The sequence below is a fragment of the Nonomuraea cypriaca genome (assembly GCF_015645445.1).
GTDB classification, from domain to species: Bacteria; Actinomycetota; Actinomycetes; order Streptosporangiales; family Streptosporangiaceae; genus Nonomuraea; species Nonomuraea cypriaca.
On sequence record NZ_JADOGI010000242.1, the window covers coordinates 1 to 15331 of the forward strand.

At 73.3% G+C, this 15331-nt stretch carries 9 protein-coding genes; 4 read left to right on the forward strand and 5 right to left on the reverse strand.

All coding sequences use genetic code 11. The features are described from left to right. The 4 genes from ITP53_RS46070 to ITP53_RS46085 form a co-directional block, all read right to left on the reverse strand. Positions 1 to 1087 (reverse strand): TIGR02679 family protein (locus ITP53_RS46070; protein WP_195901807.1); only part of this gene is annotated, 1087 nt, incomplete at its 3' end. Beyond that, positions 1074 to 5192, reverse strand: coding sequence for a TIGR02680 family protein (locus tag ITP53_RS46075; RefSeq protein WP_195901808.1), 4119 nt, complete (start codon positions 5190 to 5192; stop codon positions 1074 to 1076). The genes ITP53_RS46075 and ITP53_RS46070, both read right to left, overlap by 14 nt. Next, on the reverse strand, positions 5189 to 6556 hold the full coding sequence (locus ITP53_RS46080) for a TIGR02678 family protein (RefSeq protein WP_195901809.1): 1368 nt from the start codon (positions 6554 to 6556) through the stop codon (positions 5189 to 5191). Before ITP53_RS46080 ends, ITP53_RS46075 begins: the two co-directional genes overlap by 4 nt. Further along, positions 6553 to 8073, reverse strand: coding sequence for a TIGR02677 family protein (locus ITP53_RS46085; RefSeq protein ID WP_195901810.1), 1521 nt, complete (start codon positions 8071 to 8073; stop codon positions 6553 to 6555). Before ITP53_RS46085 ends, ITP53_RS46080 begins: the two co-directional genes overlap by 4 nt. A gap of 102 nt (positions 8074 to 8175) precedes the next feature. Between ITP53_RS46085 and ITP53_RS46090 the strand changes: the two genes are divergently transcribed. Genes ITP53_RS46090 through ITP53_RS46105 form a run of 4 tightly spaced genes read left to right on the forward strand, consistent with a single transcriptional unit; the run spans position 8176 to position 14469 of the window. Beyond that, positions 8176 to 9951, forward strand: coding sequence for an ATP-binding protein (locus ITP53_RS46090; protein WP_207757380.1), 1776 nt, complete (start codon positions 8176 to 8178; stop codon positions 9949 to 9951). Positions 9952 to 9965: 14 nt separating this feature from the next. Then, positions 9966 to 11105 carry an exonuclease SbcCD subunit D gene (locus ITP53_RS46095; RefSeq protein ID WP_195901811.1) on the forward strand — a complete coding sequence of 380 codons (1140 nt, stop codon included), beginning with the start codon at positions 9966 to 9968 and terminating at the stop codon, positions 11103 to 11105. Beyond that, positions 11105 to 13528 carry an AAA family ATPase gene (locus tag ITP53_RS46100; RefSeq protein WP_195901812.1) on the forward strand — a complete coding sequence of 808 codons (2424 nt, stop codon included), beginning with the start codon at positions 11105 to 11107 and terminating at the stop codon, positions 13526 to 13528. The genes ITP53_RS46095 and ITP53_RS46100 overlap by 1 nt, the downstream gene beginning before the upstream one ends. Continuing rightward, positions 13525 to 14469, forward strand: a complete 945-nt coding sequence (locus tag ITP53_RS46105) for a hypothetical protein (protein WP_195901813.1) — start codon at positions 13525 to 13527, stop codon at positions 14467 to 14469. Before ITP53_RS46100 ends, ITP53_RS46105 begins: the two co-directional genes overlap by 4 nt. Before the next feature lie 21 nt (positions 14470 to 14490). On the opposite strand, the gene ITP53_RS46110 is transcribed toward ITP53_RS46105, so the two are convergent. Beyond that, positions 14491 to 15087, reverse strand: coding sequence for a hypothetical protein (locus ITP53_RS46110; RefSeq protein WP_195901814.1), 597 nt, complete (start codon positions 15085 to 15087; stop codon positions 14491 to 14493). Between the last annotated feature and the right edge of the window lie 244 nt (positions 15088 to 15331).

Genomic DNA, 15331 nt, shown 5'->3' on the forward strand with positions numbered 1-15331 from the left:
GCGGGGTGGAGTCGCTTTCGGCCAGGCCGGTCGCGTAGTCGGTCGCCGACATGCGCCACGGGGTCGCCGCGTGGCGTGAGATCGCGCGTTCCACGATCCGCAGGCCGGTCCAGTCGAAGTCGGCCCGCCACCACAGCCCGCCCCCGGCCGTCTCCAGTAATCGGTGGCAGGCCGCCGACGGCACGCCCTCGGTGCAGATCAGCGGCGCGCATCGGGGACCCAGCTCGGTGGCCGCCGCGCGGACCACGGCCGGGTTCTCGCAGAGGAAGATCGGCTGCTCGGTGAGGGTGACCGGGAAGGAGGTGAGCTGGTGCAGGGTCAGCCGGTACGGCACGCCGTGCCCGGCCGCCTCAGCCAGCCAGCCCGAGACGGGGCCCTGGCCGCGTACGGGCAGGTTGAGCACCAGGACCTGGCTGGCCAGGTCGTCCACGATCACCCCGGCCGACTCCCACAGCGTCCGCTGCCCCACCCGGTCGCCTGGCACGGCCGGCGACTCGTTGCGCAGCGCCAGGGCCCGCAGCACCAGCGAGGCCAGCGGCGAGCCCGCGGCCAGGGCCTTGGTGTCGCCGGTGGCCCGTTCGGCCAGTACGGGCAGCGGCACGGTTTGGGCGGGCAGATGGTCGAGAACGCGCGAGGCGGCCGTGAGCAGCTCGCCGTCTCCACGTCTGATGAGCCTGGTCAGCGTGCCGTCGGCGGCCAGGGCGTCGAGCCAGGCGGTGTGCCATGGCTCACCGGCGTGCCGGCCGCGGGCGGAGTCGGCGAGGAGCCGGTCGCGTTCGCCGTCAAGCGCCTGGCGCTCCGCGGCCCGGTCGCGCAGGGGACCGCCGAGTGTGGTCAGCACCTCGCGCAGATCGTGGGCGTACCGGTTGATCAGGAAGAGGTCCAGGTCGGAAAGAGGGACGGTGAGCCGCTTGACGTCCTCGGGACGGTAGCGGCCGGTCAGGCCGATGATGATCCGGCGCTCGGCCTCGGAGGGCGAGCCGATGCTGACCGAGCCCGACACGACGCCGTCGCGCTCCAGCTTGCGCCTGGCGGCGGCGAGCAGCCGGGCCCAGCCCTCCGCGCGGAGCTCATCAAGAGAGGGCAAGTGGGGAGTCCTCCGCGTCCTGAACCACCTTGCGGGTGCCCGGCGAGCCCAGGGCGGCGGTCAGGTCGCCGGTGTCGTCGGCCAGCAGTTGCGCGCCGTCCCACACCAGCAGCAGCGGGCTTACGGTGTGGTCGACCGGGGAGTGCGCCAGGTCGTAGTGGGCCGCGGCGGACACGGAGGCGTGGGTGGCCCACAGATCGTAGCCGGTCATGAAGAGGTCGAGGTCGAACTGCGCGGCCAGCGACATCAGCTCACCGCGCCCGGTGTCGTCCACCCCGGCGAACGCCTCGTCCAGTGCCAGCAGCCGCGGCGCGTCCGGCCGGGCCGAGTTGAGCATCGCGTGGGCCGCGGCGAACAGCGGCAGGTGCAGGGAGACCGACTGCTCGCCGCCCGACAGGCGGCTGTGCTTCGACCTGGTCAGCCGCTCCTCCGCGCCGCCCGGCCGGACGAGCTGGAAGGCGAACTGCCGCCACCTGCGATAGTCGAGTACGTCGGCCAGCAGTTCGCGGTAGGGCCGGTCGCGGTGGCGCGCCCGCGCGTTCTTGATCTGGGCGGCGAAGTGGCCGCGCATCCTGGCCAGGTCGTCGGGGCGCAGCCGGGCCGCGTCGCCGTCGAGCAGGCCGCAGACCGCGCGCTGCTCGTCGTCGAGATGGTCGGCCAGCAGCCAGCCCACCCCGACCGTGGTGCCCGAGGACATGCGGCGCGAACGCATCTCGGTGTTCATCCTGCGGATCAGGTCACGGGCGTCCACGGTGCGGTCGTGGATCTGCTGGGCCAGCCTGGTCAGCAGGGCGTCCTCCAGGATGCGCTGCTCGGAGTCGCTGAGCAGCTGCTGCTGGTCGTTCCTGCCGGCGGAGATCTTCGCGGCGAACGCGCCGACCGGCAGCGGGCCCTCCTCGTCCGTGACGCGTACCACGATCACGCCGTCGGCGCCGTCCCACTCGGGACGGTAGTCCTGGTCGGCGGCGGTCAGCTGGGCCTGCAGGTCTTCCAGGGCCTTGGTCAGCCGGGTGGTGGACTGCTTGAGCGAGATCTCGGTCGGGGTCAGGTCACGTGTGACGGCGAGGACGGCCTCGTGCACCTCGCGTACTCCGGCGGGCAGTTCCTCGGCCTGCCAGTCGGCCTCCTGCGCGGGCCAGGCCAGGCCGGGCGGGCACTTGAGCACGTCGAGCAGCTCGCGGCGGGCGTAGGGGGCCAGCTCGCGCGCGGTCTGGCGCTCCTCGCGCCTGGCCACGGCCAGCGCCTCGGCCGACGTCTCGACTCGGGTGCCTGCGCTCGCCTCGGCGGTCAGCGCGTCCTTCTCGGCGGTTCTGGCGGCCTGTGTCTCCTGCACCGCGCCGGTGATGTGCCGCTCGGTTCGCTCGACCTCGGCCAGCACCTCGCGGGCCTCCGCGCCGACCGTCGCCTGCAGCGCCTCCAGCTTGGCGGCCTCCTCGGTGTGCCGCCGGCGCGCGGCCTGCTCGGTCTCGGCCGCGCTCGCCTCGTCGTCGGCGGCCTCGGTCAGCCGGTCGGCAGCGGTCGCCACGCTGGAGAGCTGGCGGGTCGCCTCCCGCCGACGCCCGGCCAGGGTCCCGGCCGCGCGTTCGAACCGTTGTACGGCCCCCGCCACCTCATCGATCGCGTCGGGTGCCAGGCCGCGTTCGGCGCCGGTGCGGCGCAGCGCCCGTTCGGCGGCGCCGTGCGCGGCGAGGGCCTCGTCGAACCCGCGCTGGGCCTCGTCGGCGCCCTCCCTGGCGCCGCGCAGCCGGCCGGCCGCCTGCTCGCGGGCGCGCAGCGCCGTCACGATGGGGCCAGTCCTGGGCAACGCGGATCCGGCCGCCGCCACGGCCTCCAGCTTCGCCTCGGCCGCCGTGTCCTGCCGGTCGAGGTCAGCGAGGGTGTCGTCGAGAGCGGCGAGGCGGGCGTCGCACTCGGCCAGCCGGGCGGCGCGGCGCCGGGCCCTGGCCGTGGCGCCGATGTATTCAGCGTGTGCCTTGCGATGCGCGCCCAGCTGGACGCCCTGGAAGAACCGGCCACCAGGGGTGATCACGGGATGGCGCGGCGGGTCCTCGACGATGGGCTCCGCGGAGAACACTCCGAACTGCCGGCCGTCGTCGACGTTGTAGTCGTCGTCTTGCAGCTCGACAGCACGGAGGATACCTGCGACCCGGTTGCTGGGGACGGGGATGTCCTCGTCGGGCTCCAGAACGTCGAGCAAGGTCGCTCCACTGGCTGGATCCCCTTCAAACAGGTAGGCGTCAGAGTCGCCCACCCGAACCGGCTCGGGCTCCGGCGTGACCCAGGCGTCCAGGAGACCCGCGGCCTCCAATGCCGCTTCGATTCCGGCCGCTTCCTGCTCGCCGACCCTGTCCCTGAAGCGGACCAGCCGCCACAGCGGTGCTCCCGCACGGCCCTCCTGCGGCCTTGTACGTGCGGGATGGGGCGCGGGCGCGTCGTCATGCTCGGCGGCGATGCGCTGCCGCTCCTCCTGCACGCTCTGGCGTTCCTGCTCGGTCTGCCGCCGGGTTTCGCGCAGCCGGGCCTGCTCGTCCCGCAGGTCCTGCACGGTTGGCGCCGTCAGCTCGCCGAAGACCGCTTCCAGGGTGCGCGCGTCGGGCTCGCCCACCTGGTCCAGGGCCTCGGCCAGCGCGGTGGCGGTGGCCGGCGCGATGGTGTGGCGGTCGGCCCAGGCAGACAGCTCCGCATGCGCCGCGCTCCTGGTCCGCACCACCTCGGCGGCGGCCTCCGCCTCGGCCTCCTCGGCCTGCGCCAGCGCCGCCTGCGCCCGCTCCAGCGTGGCGCGGCCCAGGTCGCGGGCCTGTTCGGCCCTGGCAAGGGCGGTCAGCGCGGCGCGTACGGCGCGTACGTCGTCGGTGCGGGCCGCGACGCGGGCGCCGATCCGACCGGTGAAGCCGTCTTCCCCGGCGTCGCCGGCGCTCCACGCGATGCCCGCGGCCTGCGCCTCGTCGGCCAGTTCGCCGGCGGTCCTGGAGACGGCGGCCTCCAGTTCGGCCAGGTTGCGCCGCGCGGTCTCCAGCTCGGCCGCGGCCCTGGTCCTGGCCGCGGTACGCCGGTCCAGCTCGCCGCGGGCATGGCCGGCGTTGTCTGCGCACGTGCGTACCAGCCGTTCCAGGTCGGCGAGCTGTTGCAGCGCCTCGTAGGCGGCGCTCGCCTTGAGCTGCTCCAGCCTGGCGCGCAGCCCGGCCAGCGCGTCCTCGGCGGTGGAGGTGCGGGCCTCGGCCTGCGCCCGGTCCCGCTCGGCGGCGGCCAGCTTCTCCGTCGCCCGCAGGCGGGCTTCCGCGGCGGCGGCCACCTCCTCGCGGCGGCGGGTCAGCGCGTCGGCCGCCCAGCGGGCGTGGGTACGCAGGTAGGTGCGGTAGCTGGACAGGAACGCGGCCGTCGCCTCGTCGGCGGCGACCAAGCCCTCCAGCGTGCGCTGCACCGACTCCATGTCGTCGAAGGAGCGGGCCGCCTCGGTGATCAGCTCGTCGTCGATCGGGCGCAGGCCGTCGGTGAGGGTGTCGGACAGCTTGGCCGGGTCGAGGTTCTTGGCGAGCTGCGGCCTGCGCAGGGTGAGGATCAGCGTGATGAGCTGCTCGTAACGCTCCCTGCCCAGGCCGAACAGCCGCCGGTCGATGGCCGCACGGTAGTCGGAGGCCGAGCCGATCAGCGCCTGCTCGCCCAGCTCCGCCAGGAGCTGCTTGCGGGTCATCGGCCGGTCGTCGGGCGTGAGCAGCGAGAAGTCCGCGCCGACGCGGCCCTCGCAGACGAAGTGCCAGCGTACGGGGGTGTCGCGGTGCCGCTGGGCGTGCAACCCGATGCCGACGGTGACCGACTTATCGGTGCCGGGATCGCGGAACTCCATCCAGACGTAGCCGAGCGCGGAGTCCTGCCCGCGAAAGAGCAGGTTGGACTTCATCGTCCGGTCCTCGGAGGCGAACGGGTTGAGCCGCTTGGGGTCGATCCGCCCATCGAGCACGAACGGGAACAGCACCTCCAGCGCCTTGGTCTTGCCCGACCCGTTGGGCCCGCGCAGGATCAGCCAGCCGCCCGCGAAGGCGAACTCCTCATCCCGGTAGTCCCACAGATTGACGATGCCGGCCCGGGAAGGAACGAACCTGGTCACTTCACGTCCTCGAAGAGAGTGGTCTGATCGGGGCGGCGCTTCACCTCAGCGGTGACGCCGCGGTATCGGGCCAGCAACGGCAGCGCCAGCAGCCCGCCCTCGACGACGGCCACCAGGCGCAGCTTGGCCAGCAGTGCCACGGCCTCGCCGAGCAGCCGGTCGGGATCGGCCCGCCAGACGGCTCCGAAGGCGGCGCCGTACTGGCCGACGAGCTCGCGCATGACGCGCCGCGACCAGGTGTCGGGCAGGAACGGATAGACGGCGTCCCCGGCCTGTGCCGTCTCGGCCCGGTCGGGCCCGGCCAGCTCGGCCAGCACGTTGCCGTGCGGCAGTGCCGAGTCGATCCGGCCGGCCGTCTCGGCCAGGCGTTCCGCGGCGGTGGGCGCGGGCAGCAGCGCGGGAGCGTTGCGCCGGTTGCCAGGCCCGCAGTAGGTGGCGATGCGGGCGGCCAGGAGCAGTGCGGCCTGGGCGATCGTGCCGCCGCCCGGAAAGCGGACGTCGGACAGCCTGCCGGATGTGTCGATGACGGCCACCCCTTCCGCCCGCCGTTCGACGGTCAGCCCGGTCAGCCGCTCCAGGTCCTCGGCCAGGTTGGGGGAGCGGAGCTGGCCGTGCAGCGTCTCGTCGACCTCGGCGTAGTAGACGACCGGCTGCTCCAGCACCAGGCGCCGCGCCTTGCGCGCCGCCGCCCTGCGCATCGTGGCCTGGCCCTGCGAGAGGCCCTGACCGGTGGTGAACAACGCGGTGTCGAGCAACGCGGTGACCGAGCGTACGTGCTGGAGGACCCGGCTGGGGCGGTAGACGGCGCCGACGATCTCCCTGTCGATGTCGTAGAGCGCCTCGGCCCTGTCGGGGTCGTTGACCCAGGCGGACGCGGAGCCGTCGGCCAGGGCGAGCGCGCCCCGCCGCTCCAGCCAGGCCACCGCGTCCACGAACGCGTCCCGGTCGGGCTTGCGCTCGGTGTCCATGCCCAGCCCGTCGATCCTGGCGGCGTCGGCCGAGACCGCGTCGGCCAGCTCGCTCAGCGAGATCTGCGTGCCCGAGCGGCCCAGGGCCGCCAGCGTCAGCATCAGATAGGCGTAGCGTCTGCGGTTGAAGGGCCGATCGGTCCTGGTCAGCGCGGGCGTGGTGGCGTCGAGCCGGTCGTGGACGCGCAGCAGCCTGGCCGTGTCCGCGGTGGTGAGCAGCCGGTAGCCCAGCACCTCGGACAGGTCCGCGCGCAGCTGCGTCGTCCACCGCCTGACCAGCGGGAGCGCGCCCTTGTCCGGATAGGAAGGGGTGATCAGCGGGTGGCGGAGCAGCAACCGCACGGCCCGCTGGTAGTCGGCCAGCTCAAGGGGCGAGACGTCGGCGGCGACCCTCATACCGCGGACACCTCCAGACGCAGGCCGTCGAGGTGCAGCCGGCCGCGTACGGTCGCCACCGTGGTCGAGCCCGCGCAGGGACGCAACGTGAGGCGTACGCCGTGCGAGGATCCGCTGGCGGTCACGCTCCTGCTCGCCGGGACCCGCGCCGACAGCGCCAGGTCGAGCAGGCCCAGCAGGGTCTGCGTCTCCGGCTCGTCGAGCACCCGGTCGTAGAGGCCGTCGCCGGCCAGCGTGGCGGCGGCTGAGCGACGCTGCACCTGTGCCTTGAGCTGCTCGGCGCGCAGCCGCTGGCGCTGGGCGTCGTTGCGCTCGACGCGGCCCACTCCGTGCAGGCCGGGCGTGCGGCCCGACTGCACCAGGGTGCGCGCCACGCGCACCGGCTCGGCATCCCACCACGACAGCCTGCCGGGGATCAACTCCGGCTCGTCGTACGGCACCGCCACGTGCCGCGGCGAACCCAGATCGAAGGTGACCTGGAACAGCGCGTGCGCGTCGTCGTCGCTCTCACAGGCGACGAACCACTGGGCCAGGTGGCGGAGCTGGCTCTCCCTGCTCACCCCGCCGCGCCTGGCCTCGGTCACCCGGCGCAGCAGCGCCAGGACCCCGGCGATGGCGGTGACGGTCGCGCCCTGCAACCGCTCGGCCTCGCTCGCGGCGCCGTCGGCGAACCAGTGGGTCAGGCCCGACCAGCGCTGCCGCCAGTCCTCCTCCCGCTCGACCGGGGTGCGGAACAGCCGCTCGTCCGCCTCGGCCGCGAGGCCGATCAGCCGTTCGACGCCGGTCTCTGCCACCTCATCGACGGCGGCGGCCAGCAGCGGCTGGTAGCGGGCCAGTTCGGCGGTGAACTCGCGCATGTGGGCGAGCAGCGCGTCCTTGTGCGCCAGGAACACCTCCGGGCTGGTGTCGTTGGTGCGGGCCAGGTCACCGAGCATGAGGTAGAACCTGGCCGCCCGCGTCGCCATGTCGGACAGCACCCCGTCCAGGCGGCCCAGCTTGCGGTAGACCTCTTCGCTGTCGCCGACGCGGTTGGCCTCGGCCAGCGCCTTCAGGTCGGCCAGGATGTCGGGGAAGACCAGCCGGGACAGCTGCGCGTCCTCCAGGCCGGCGCCGAGGACGTCCTCCACCGCGCGATAGGCGCGATATCCCGCCTGGGTGAACTGGTAGACGTAGTGACGGTTGCGGTATTCGGCCAGGTTGGCCGCGCGGGTGCCGTCGTAGCTGCGGTCGAGCAGCCGCCAGTCGGCCAGTGAGTCGAGCAGCGGCTGCACGTCGTCGACCGCGGGGCAGGACGGGTGCTCCTCGCGCAGCGCGCCGAGCAACTCGCGGGCCTGCGAGGCGTGCAGCAGCACCTGGTAGTTGGCGCGGCCGCGGTCGAAGGCGCGCAGCAGCCACAGGTATTCGTGGCGTTTCTCCGCCGCGGCGAAGTGAAACAGCCGCATCCGATCGTCGAGCGTGAACGCGTCGATTCCGAACGCACCGGACCGTGCCTCGGCGTGTCCTGTGTTCTCGTCCATCTCGTCAAGCATGCCGTACATCGCCGAGGGTTCACACGAAGAAGGGGGCAATGAGCGATGCGCACACCGCGCGCCCTACTACGCTCCCATAGAAGGGCATTCATGGGGGCGGAGGGATTCGTGACGGTCAACGGGGCGGCGAGCCGCGAGGTGACGGCGGCGAATCCTGCGGCTGGTGAGGCGGTCGGGCGGGTCCTGGGCACGCAGGCGGCCTCGCCGCTGTCGTTCTGGGTCGGGCTGGAGCCCGGCAAGGTGCTTCAGCTCGACGACGTGGTGGTGACCAGGCGTGACGTGCCGGGGTACGGGCCGGTGCTGGTGGCGGGTGTGGTGACGACCGTGGAGGCCAGGCACGAGGGAGCCGCGTACGACTCCGACGTCTTCCTGATCGCCGACGGCGCGCTGCCCGCGGCCGTGGTGGAGGTGGCGGAGGTGCGCGTCACCAGGGTCGAGCCCGAGGTGTTCGTGCCGCCGCTGCCCGGCTCCAAGGTCTTCCTGGCCGGCGCCGGCGACCGCGACCTGGCGCTCTACTTCGACGTGATGGACCGGCGGATCCCCCTGGGCCTGGGCCGCGACGGCCAGCCGCTGTACGTCAACTTCGACTTCCTCGACGGCACCCGCGGCGCGCACGTGTCGATCTCCGGGGTCTCCGGTGTCGCCACCAAGACGTCCTTCGCCACGTTCCTCCTCTACTCGATCTTCAACTCGGGCGTCCTCGACGCCGAGTCCGCCAACACCAAGGCGTTGATCTTCTCCGTCAAGGGCGAGGACCTGCTCTTCCTCGACCACGACAACCTCCGGCTCGACGAGAAGGCGCGCGCCGCCTACGCCCGGCTGGGGCTGCCCGCGCAGCCGTTCGGCAGCGTCCACGTGTTCGCCCCGCCGCGTCCCGGCGACGTCAACGGCGTCCCCAACGTCTCCGCGCGCACCCAGGGGGTGAGCGCCTTCTACTGGACGCTGGTCGAGTTCTGCGAGGAGGAGTTGCTGCGGTTCGTCTTCGCCGACGCCGACGACGAGCGGGCCGGATACTCGCTGCTGGTGGGGCAGGTCGCGGCCCGGCTGAAGGCGTGGGCCGAGCCGGTGGGCGACGGCGGCGCGGTCATGGTGCAGGGTACGGGCTGCCGTACCTTCGCCGACCTGGTCGAGTTGCTGTCCGAGCAGTTGCAGGACGAGGGCAGCCGACTGCAGTGGACCGGCGCGCAGACCCCGCTCGGCACCGTCAACGCGTTCCTGCGCAGGCTCCGCAGCGCGATGAAGCCGCTGTCCCCGATCGTCCGGGGCGACCTGCCGTTCTACCGCAACCACTCCGTGAGCACCTCCGACGCGCAGGTGTCGATCGTGGACCTGCACAACCTGCCCGAGCGGGCGCAGCGGTTCGTGGTGGGCGTCGTGCTGCGCGGCGAGTTCCACCGCAAGGAGTCGGCGGGGACGGCCAAGCCGCTGCTGTTCGTCGTGCTGGACGAGCTGAACAAGTACGCGCCCCGCGAGGGCGACTCGCCGATCAAGGAGATCCTGCTCGATGTGGCCGAGCGGGGCCGCTCGCTCGGCGTCATCCTCATCGGCGCCCAGCAGACCGCCTCGGAGGTGGAGCGCCGCATCGTCTCCAACAGCGCCGTACGCGTCGCCGGCCGCCTCGACCCGGCCGAGGCCGCCAGATCGGAGTACGGCTGGCTGCCAGCGGCCGTACGGGAACGCGCCACGATCGCCAAACCGGGCACCATGTTCGTCGCCCAGCCGGAGATCCCCGTCCCGCTGGCCGTGGCCTTCCCCTTCCCCGCCTGGGCCACGCGTCCCTCCGAGGCGGCGGCCCCGGCGGGGAAGGTCTCGGAGGACCCGTTCAAGGGGCTGCCCGGCATCGAAGAAGACATTCCGCCCTTCTGACCACAGGTGGTTTCGTGAAGATCCTGCACACCGCGGACTGGCACGTGGGCAAGGTGCTCAAGGGCCGGACCCGCATCGACGAGCATCGCGACGTGCTGCGCGAGCTGGTCGCCGCCGCCCGTACTCATGACGTGGACGCCGTCATCGTGGCCGGGGACCTCTTCGACACCTCGGCCCCCACCCCCGAGGCGCAGTCGCTGGTGCTCAACGCGCTCATGGCCCTGCGCGGCGACGGCCGCGACGTGGTGGTGCTGGCGGGCAACCACGACAACCCGCAGCTGCTGGAGGTCTACCGGCCGGTGCTGGCCAAACTCGGCCTGCACGTGCTGGGCGCCTTCCGCCGCCCCGACGCGGGCGGCACGCTGGCCTTCACCGCCCGCTCGGGCGAGCCGGTCCGGCTGGCCGTGCTGCCCTTCCTGTCCCACAGGTACGTCGTACGCGCCGCCGAGGTGCTGTCCGGCACCGCGGCCGAGCACAACCGCGACTACGCCGCCCGCATCGCCGAGCTGATCGGCGCGCTCACCGCCGGCTTCCACGGCGACACCGTCAACCTGGTCACCACCCACGGCACGCTGCCGGGCGGCGCGTTCGGCGGCGGTGAGCGGGAGGCGCAGTCCATCTTCTCCTACTACTTCGAGGCGACCGCCTTCCCCGTCGCCACCCAGTACGCCGCGCTCGGCCACCTCCACCGCCGCCAGCAGATCCCTGGCCCATGCCCCATTTGGTACAGCGGCTCGCCCCTCGCAGTCGACTTCGGCGAGGAGGGCAACACCCCGGGGGCGTTGCTGGTGGAGGTGTCGCCGGGGCGGCCGGCGGTGGTGCGGGAGCTGACGTTCGCCTCGGCCAAGCGGTTGCGTACGGTGCGCGGCACGCTGGAGCAGCTCGAGGCCATGGAGTCGGGCGACGACTGGCTGAAGGTGATCGTGGAGGAGAAACCACGGGTGGGGCTGGCGGACGACGTACGCGACCTGCTGGGGGGTGCCGTGGACGTGGTGCTGGACGAGCGGTTCCGTCCGGTGCCCGCCACGCGGCAGGCCGGCTCGCCCGACCGCAGCCCGCGCGAGTTGTTCCGCGAGTACCTCACCGCGACCGGCCGCCACGACGACCAGGTGGCCGGGCTGTTCGACCGGCTCTACGACGAGGTGAGCGGCTGATGCGTCCCCTCCTGCTGCAGCTGGACCACTTCGGCAGCTTCCGCGAGCCGGTGAGCGTGGACTTCACCGACATCGAGTACTTCGCGCTGGTGGGGCCGACCGGCGCGGGCAAGAGCACGATCATCGACGCGATCTGCTTCGCCCTCTACGGCACCGTGCCGCGCTGGGGCAAGGAGAACGTCATCGCCCATGCCCTGGCGCCCTCGGTGACGGCGGGCAAGGTGGCGCTCGTGTTCGAGAGCGACGGGCGGCGTTACGGCGTGGTCCGTTCGATGGTGCGTGACGGCAAGGGCGCGGTGCGTACCAAAGAGGCCAGGATCGACGAGCTGGATCGCGCGGCGCCGCTCGACCGCGCGTACGACGCGGTGGTCAAACCCCTCGCCGAGGGAGAAAACGTCACCCCTGAGGCGCAGCGGGTGACCGGTCTCGAATACCGGTTCTTCACGCAGTGCGTGGTGCTGCCGCAGGGCAGGTTCGCGGAGTTCCTGCACGCCGCGCCGCGCGAGCGCCAGGACCTGCTGGTGCAGTTGCTCGACGCCGACGTGTACGAGCTGATCAGGCAGCGCGCCGCCCGCGAGGAGGAGACCGCCAGGCAGGCCGCCTCCTTCGCCAGGGACCAGCTCGCCAAGCTGTCAGGCGCGACGGCGGAGGCCGAGGGGGAGCTGGCCGAGCGGCTGGCCGCGCTGCGCCGGCTGGCCGAGACCATCGGCGCCGACCTGGACCTGCTGCGGGCCCGCGAGGCCGAGATCGGGCGCGCCGAGCAGGAGCGGGCCGCCGTGGCGGAACGGCAGTCGGTGCTGTCGTCGCTGCGCATGCCCGGCGCCGCGCCGACGCTGGCCGCCGCCCGGCGTGCCGCCGCCGAGGCCGTCGGCGTACGGGAGTCCGAGGTGGCCGGGCTGGAGGGCGACGAGCACGAGGCGTACGAGGCGCTCGCCGCGCTGGGTGATCGCGGTGAGCCGCGGGCGGCGCTCGCCGCACTGGACGCCCGCGAGCGCCTGGCCGCCCAGGCCGCCCGCGCCCGCGCCGAGGCCACCTCGGCGGCGGAGTCGCTGCATGGCCTCGCCACCGCGCGGGACGCGGCGGAACAGGCGCTCGCCACCGCCGAGAACCAGCGCGAACGGCTGCGCGACGCCCACGCCGCCGCCCACCTGGTCCACCGGCTGGCCGTGGGCGAGCCGTGCCCGGTGTGCCGGCACCCCGTCGCCGAGCTGCCCAGGCACGACCAGCCCGCCGACATCCGCACCGCCGACCGCGCCCTCGCGAACGCCCGCGAGCGGGCCGAGCGCGCCAGGTCCGCCCACGCCAAGGCGGAGACGTCGGCGTCGATGCTGGCCGCGCAGGCCACCCGGCTGGAGTCGGAGCTGACCGCGCTGCCCGCAGGGGGCGACCGGGCCGAGCTCGAAGGGCGGCTGGCCGCTGTCGCCAAGGCCGAGCAACTGGCCAAGGAGGCGCGCCACGCGCTCCGCGCCGCCCGCGGGCGGCTTGAGGAGGCGCGGACCGAGACCGAACAGGTCGAACGCCAGGCCGAGGCCGCGTGGCGGACGCTGGAGGCGGCCCGCGACCGGCTGCTCGTGTCAGGCGGTCACGAGGAGCCGCCGCCGCCCGTCGTACGCGGGGATCTGCACCGGGCCTGGACCGAGCTGCTCGGCTGGCGGGACCGGGCCGCGCAGGCCGCCCGCGCCGCGCTGGCCGAGCGCGAGGAGCGGCTCGCCGAGTCGCGCGCCCGGCTCGTGGCCGATCGTCGCAGGCTGGCCGAACGCCTGGCCGAGCACGGCGTCGACACCGCGAGCGACGCCTCGCCCGACCAGTTCGGCGCCGCCGTCGCCGCGGTCGTCGCCCGCGTGGACAGCGCGCTCGAACGCATCAAGGAGGATCGCCGCCGGGCCGCCGAGCTGGACGTCCAGATCACACAGAAGGAGCACGAGGCCAAGGTCGCCCACGAGCTCGCGCTGCGCCTGCGGGCCAACGCCTTCGAACGCTGGCTGTGCGCCGAGGCCCTGGCCGTCCTGGTCGCCTCGGCCTCGGAGACGCTGCGCGAGCTGTCGGACGGCCAGTACGAGCTGGCGCTCAGCGACAAGACCGGCGACATCGAGGTCATCGACCACGGCGAGGCCGGCCTGCGCCGCAGCGCGCGCACGCTGTCCGGCGGCGAGACCTTCCAGGCCGCGCTCGCCCTGGCCTTGGCGCTGTCCGGCGCGGTGGCCAGGAGGCTGGAGTCGATCTTCCTGGACGAGGGCTTCGGCACGCTCGACCCGGCCACGCTCGACACCGTCGCCACCACCCTCGAACGCCTCGCCGCCGGTCAGGAACGGGTGATCGGCATCGTGACGCACGTTCCGGCGCTGGCGGAGCGGGTGCCGGTACGCTTCGAGGTCAGCCGCGACGGCAAGGGCTCCCACGTACGGAAGGCAGGTCACCGGTGACGGGTTTCACCGTCGATCCTTGGGACCCCGGCTATGCCGCCGCGCTCGCCGTCGAGGCGCTTTCCGAGCTGGGCGCCACCAGCGCCGAGCTGGTGCTGGACATCGAGCGGCCGGCCGCGGACTGGAAGCCGGTCACGCCCGGTCCCGGCACGTCGGCGCCGGAGACGCTGCTGGTGGCGGATGGCGTACGCAGGATCGACGCCCGGGTCTGGGTGCACGATCCGGACACCCCGATGCCGGTTCCCGGGATCGCCGCTTCCTACGCCGCCGGGATCGTCAGGTGCGGTCCCGATGGGGCCGATCTGGCGGCGATCGACGTCCACCGGTCGCTGATCTCGGCCTCGCCGTACACGCCTGAGGTGAAGACGGCGCACGCGGCGTACCAGCCGGTCAAGGCCGCGGACGCCAGCTTCGAGGAGCTGTCCCTGGCGTTGCAGCGCCAGGTCACCCAGCTCGAGGTGGACCTGGCGGTGCGGCACCGCTCGGGGAGCGACGACCTGCTGCTGGTGGACGGGCCGCTGCGCGGGCGCACGCACCTGCCGCGGACGGTGGGCTACATCAAGACCCACCACGCCGCCTACCTGCCGGCGCCGCAGTCTGCGGTCGTCGCCGCGCTCGGTCCTGGGCAGCGTACGCCGGTGTTCCTGATGGGGACGAGCTGGCGGCGGCACGCCTGGTACGTACGCCTCCCGGTCCGGTCGCCGGCCCCGTGGGCGGGCATCGCACGCTGCGAGGCCGGCGCGGATCTCGACCCCTCCGAGGTGGTGCGCCTGGCGGACGCGGTCACCCTGGCCCTGCCTCCGCTCGCGGGAGTGGACTACAAGGACCCGCGCGCGCCCCAGAACCTGGTCCCGATCGGCGGCCTGGAGAAGCTCCTGCGCCATCATCTGGGCGATGCCCGCCTGCTGTATCGCGCGCTGCGCACGGTCGCGCTCGGTTAGGCACCTGCCCTGGCGCCCGCCTTACCAGCCGTCCCAGCCGTCGCAGATCGGCACGGTGAGGCTCTTCTGCGTGTGGTTGGGGCTGACCACCTCGAACACGACCCGATACGTGCCCTCGCCCTTCCAGGTGATCGACGGGAGCAGGGGCTTGGAGGACGAGGTGCCGATCTCCCTGCCCTGGTTCTGGCCGTTGACGATCCAGCGGTAGGTGTAGGAGCCGGTGGCCGAGACCTTGGCCCAGATGTTCGTGTCGGCCCGCCAGCAGTCGCCCACCCTGATGCCCTCATAGTCGAACGCCACCGACGTCACGCCGCCGGCCGGTTTCTTGGTGGCCGGTTTGCTGGTGGGGCTCGGCTCTTCTTCTTTTGCGGGTTCCTCTGTGGGTTCCTTGGTGGGCGGGGCGGTGGTGGTGGCGGTCTTGCTCGGGTGCGGTCGTGAGGGTGGGCGCAGCGCCCTGGCGGGCTCCTTCTGCCCTGTGACCGGGTGCGAAGTGCTGGGGGAAGGCGTCGTGGCGATGACCGCGGTGCTGCTCTGACCGGGTGGGCCGGGTAACCAGAGCCAGGCGGCGCCCAGCGCACCGGCCACCGCCAGCGCCGATCCACCGGCCAGCAGCACCATCCGGTTGCGCGAGGCGGTCCGTACGGGGCCGGTCCGGCCATGGGAGATCGCGTGCCGGGATCTGCCCGGGGAGGTCGCCTCGGGAAACCCCGCCGCGGCGGGCGGGCGCGGGTGACCGCCTGGGGATGGCTCGTGCGTTGGAACACTTGGGTATGGGGGTCCGCCCGGGAACGGCTCGTGCGCGGGACCACCTGGGTATGGGGGTCCGCTCGGGAACGGTGAGTGGGCGGGACCGTTCGGGTTC

Excerpts from the sequence above, each read along its gene's own strand:
- ITP53_RS46080 (WP_195901809.1), bottom strand. The coding sequence starts at position 6,556 with ATGAGGGTCGCCGCCGACGTCTCGCCCCTTGAGCTGGCCGACTACCAG.
- ITP53_RS46085 (WP_195901810.1), bottom strand. The coding sequence starts at position 8,073 with ATGGACGAGAACACAGGACACGCCGAGGCACGGTCCGGTGCGTTCGGA.
- ITP53_RS46090 (WP_207757380.1), top strand. The coding sequence starts at position 8,176 with ATGGGGGCGGAGGGATTCGTGACGGTCAACGGGGCGGCGAGCCGCGAG.
- ITP53_RS46100 (WP_195901812.1), top strand. The coding sequence starts at position 11,105 with ATGCGTCCCCTCCTGCTGCAGCTGGACCACTTCGGCAGCTTCCGCGAG.
- ITP53_RS46110 (WP_195901814.1), bottom strand. The coding sequence starts at position 15,087 with ATGGTGCTGCTGGCCGGTGGATCGGCGCTGGCGGTGGCCGGTGCGCTG.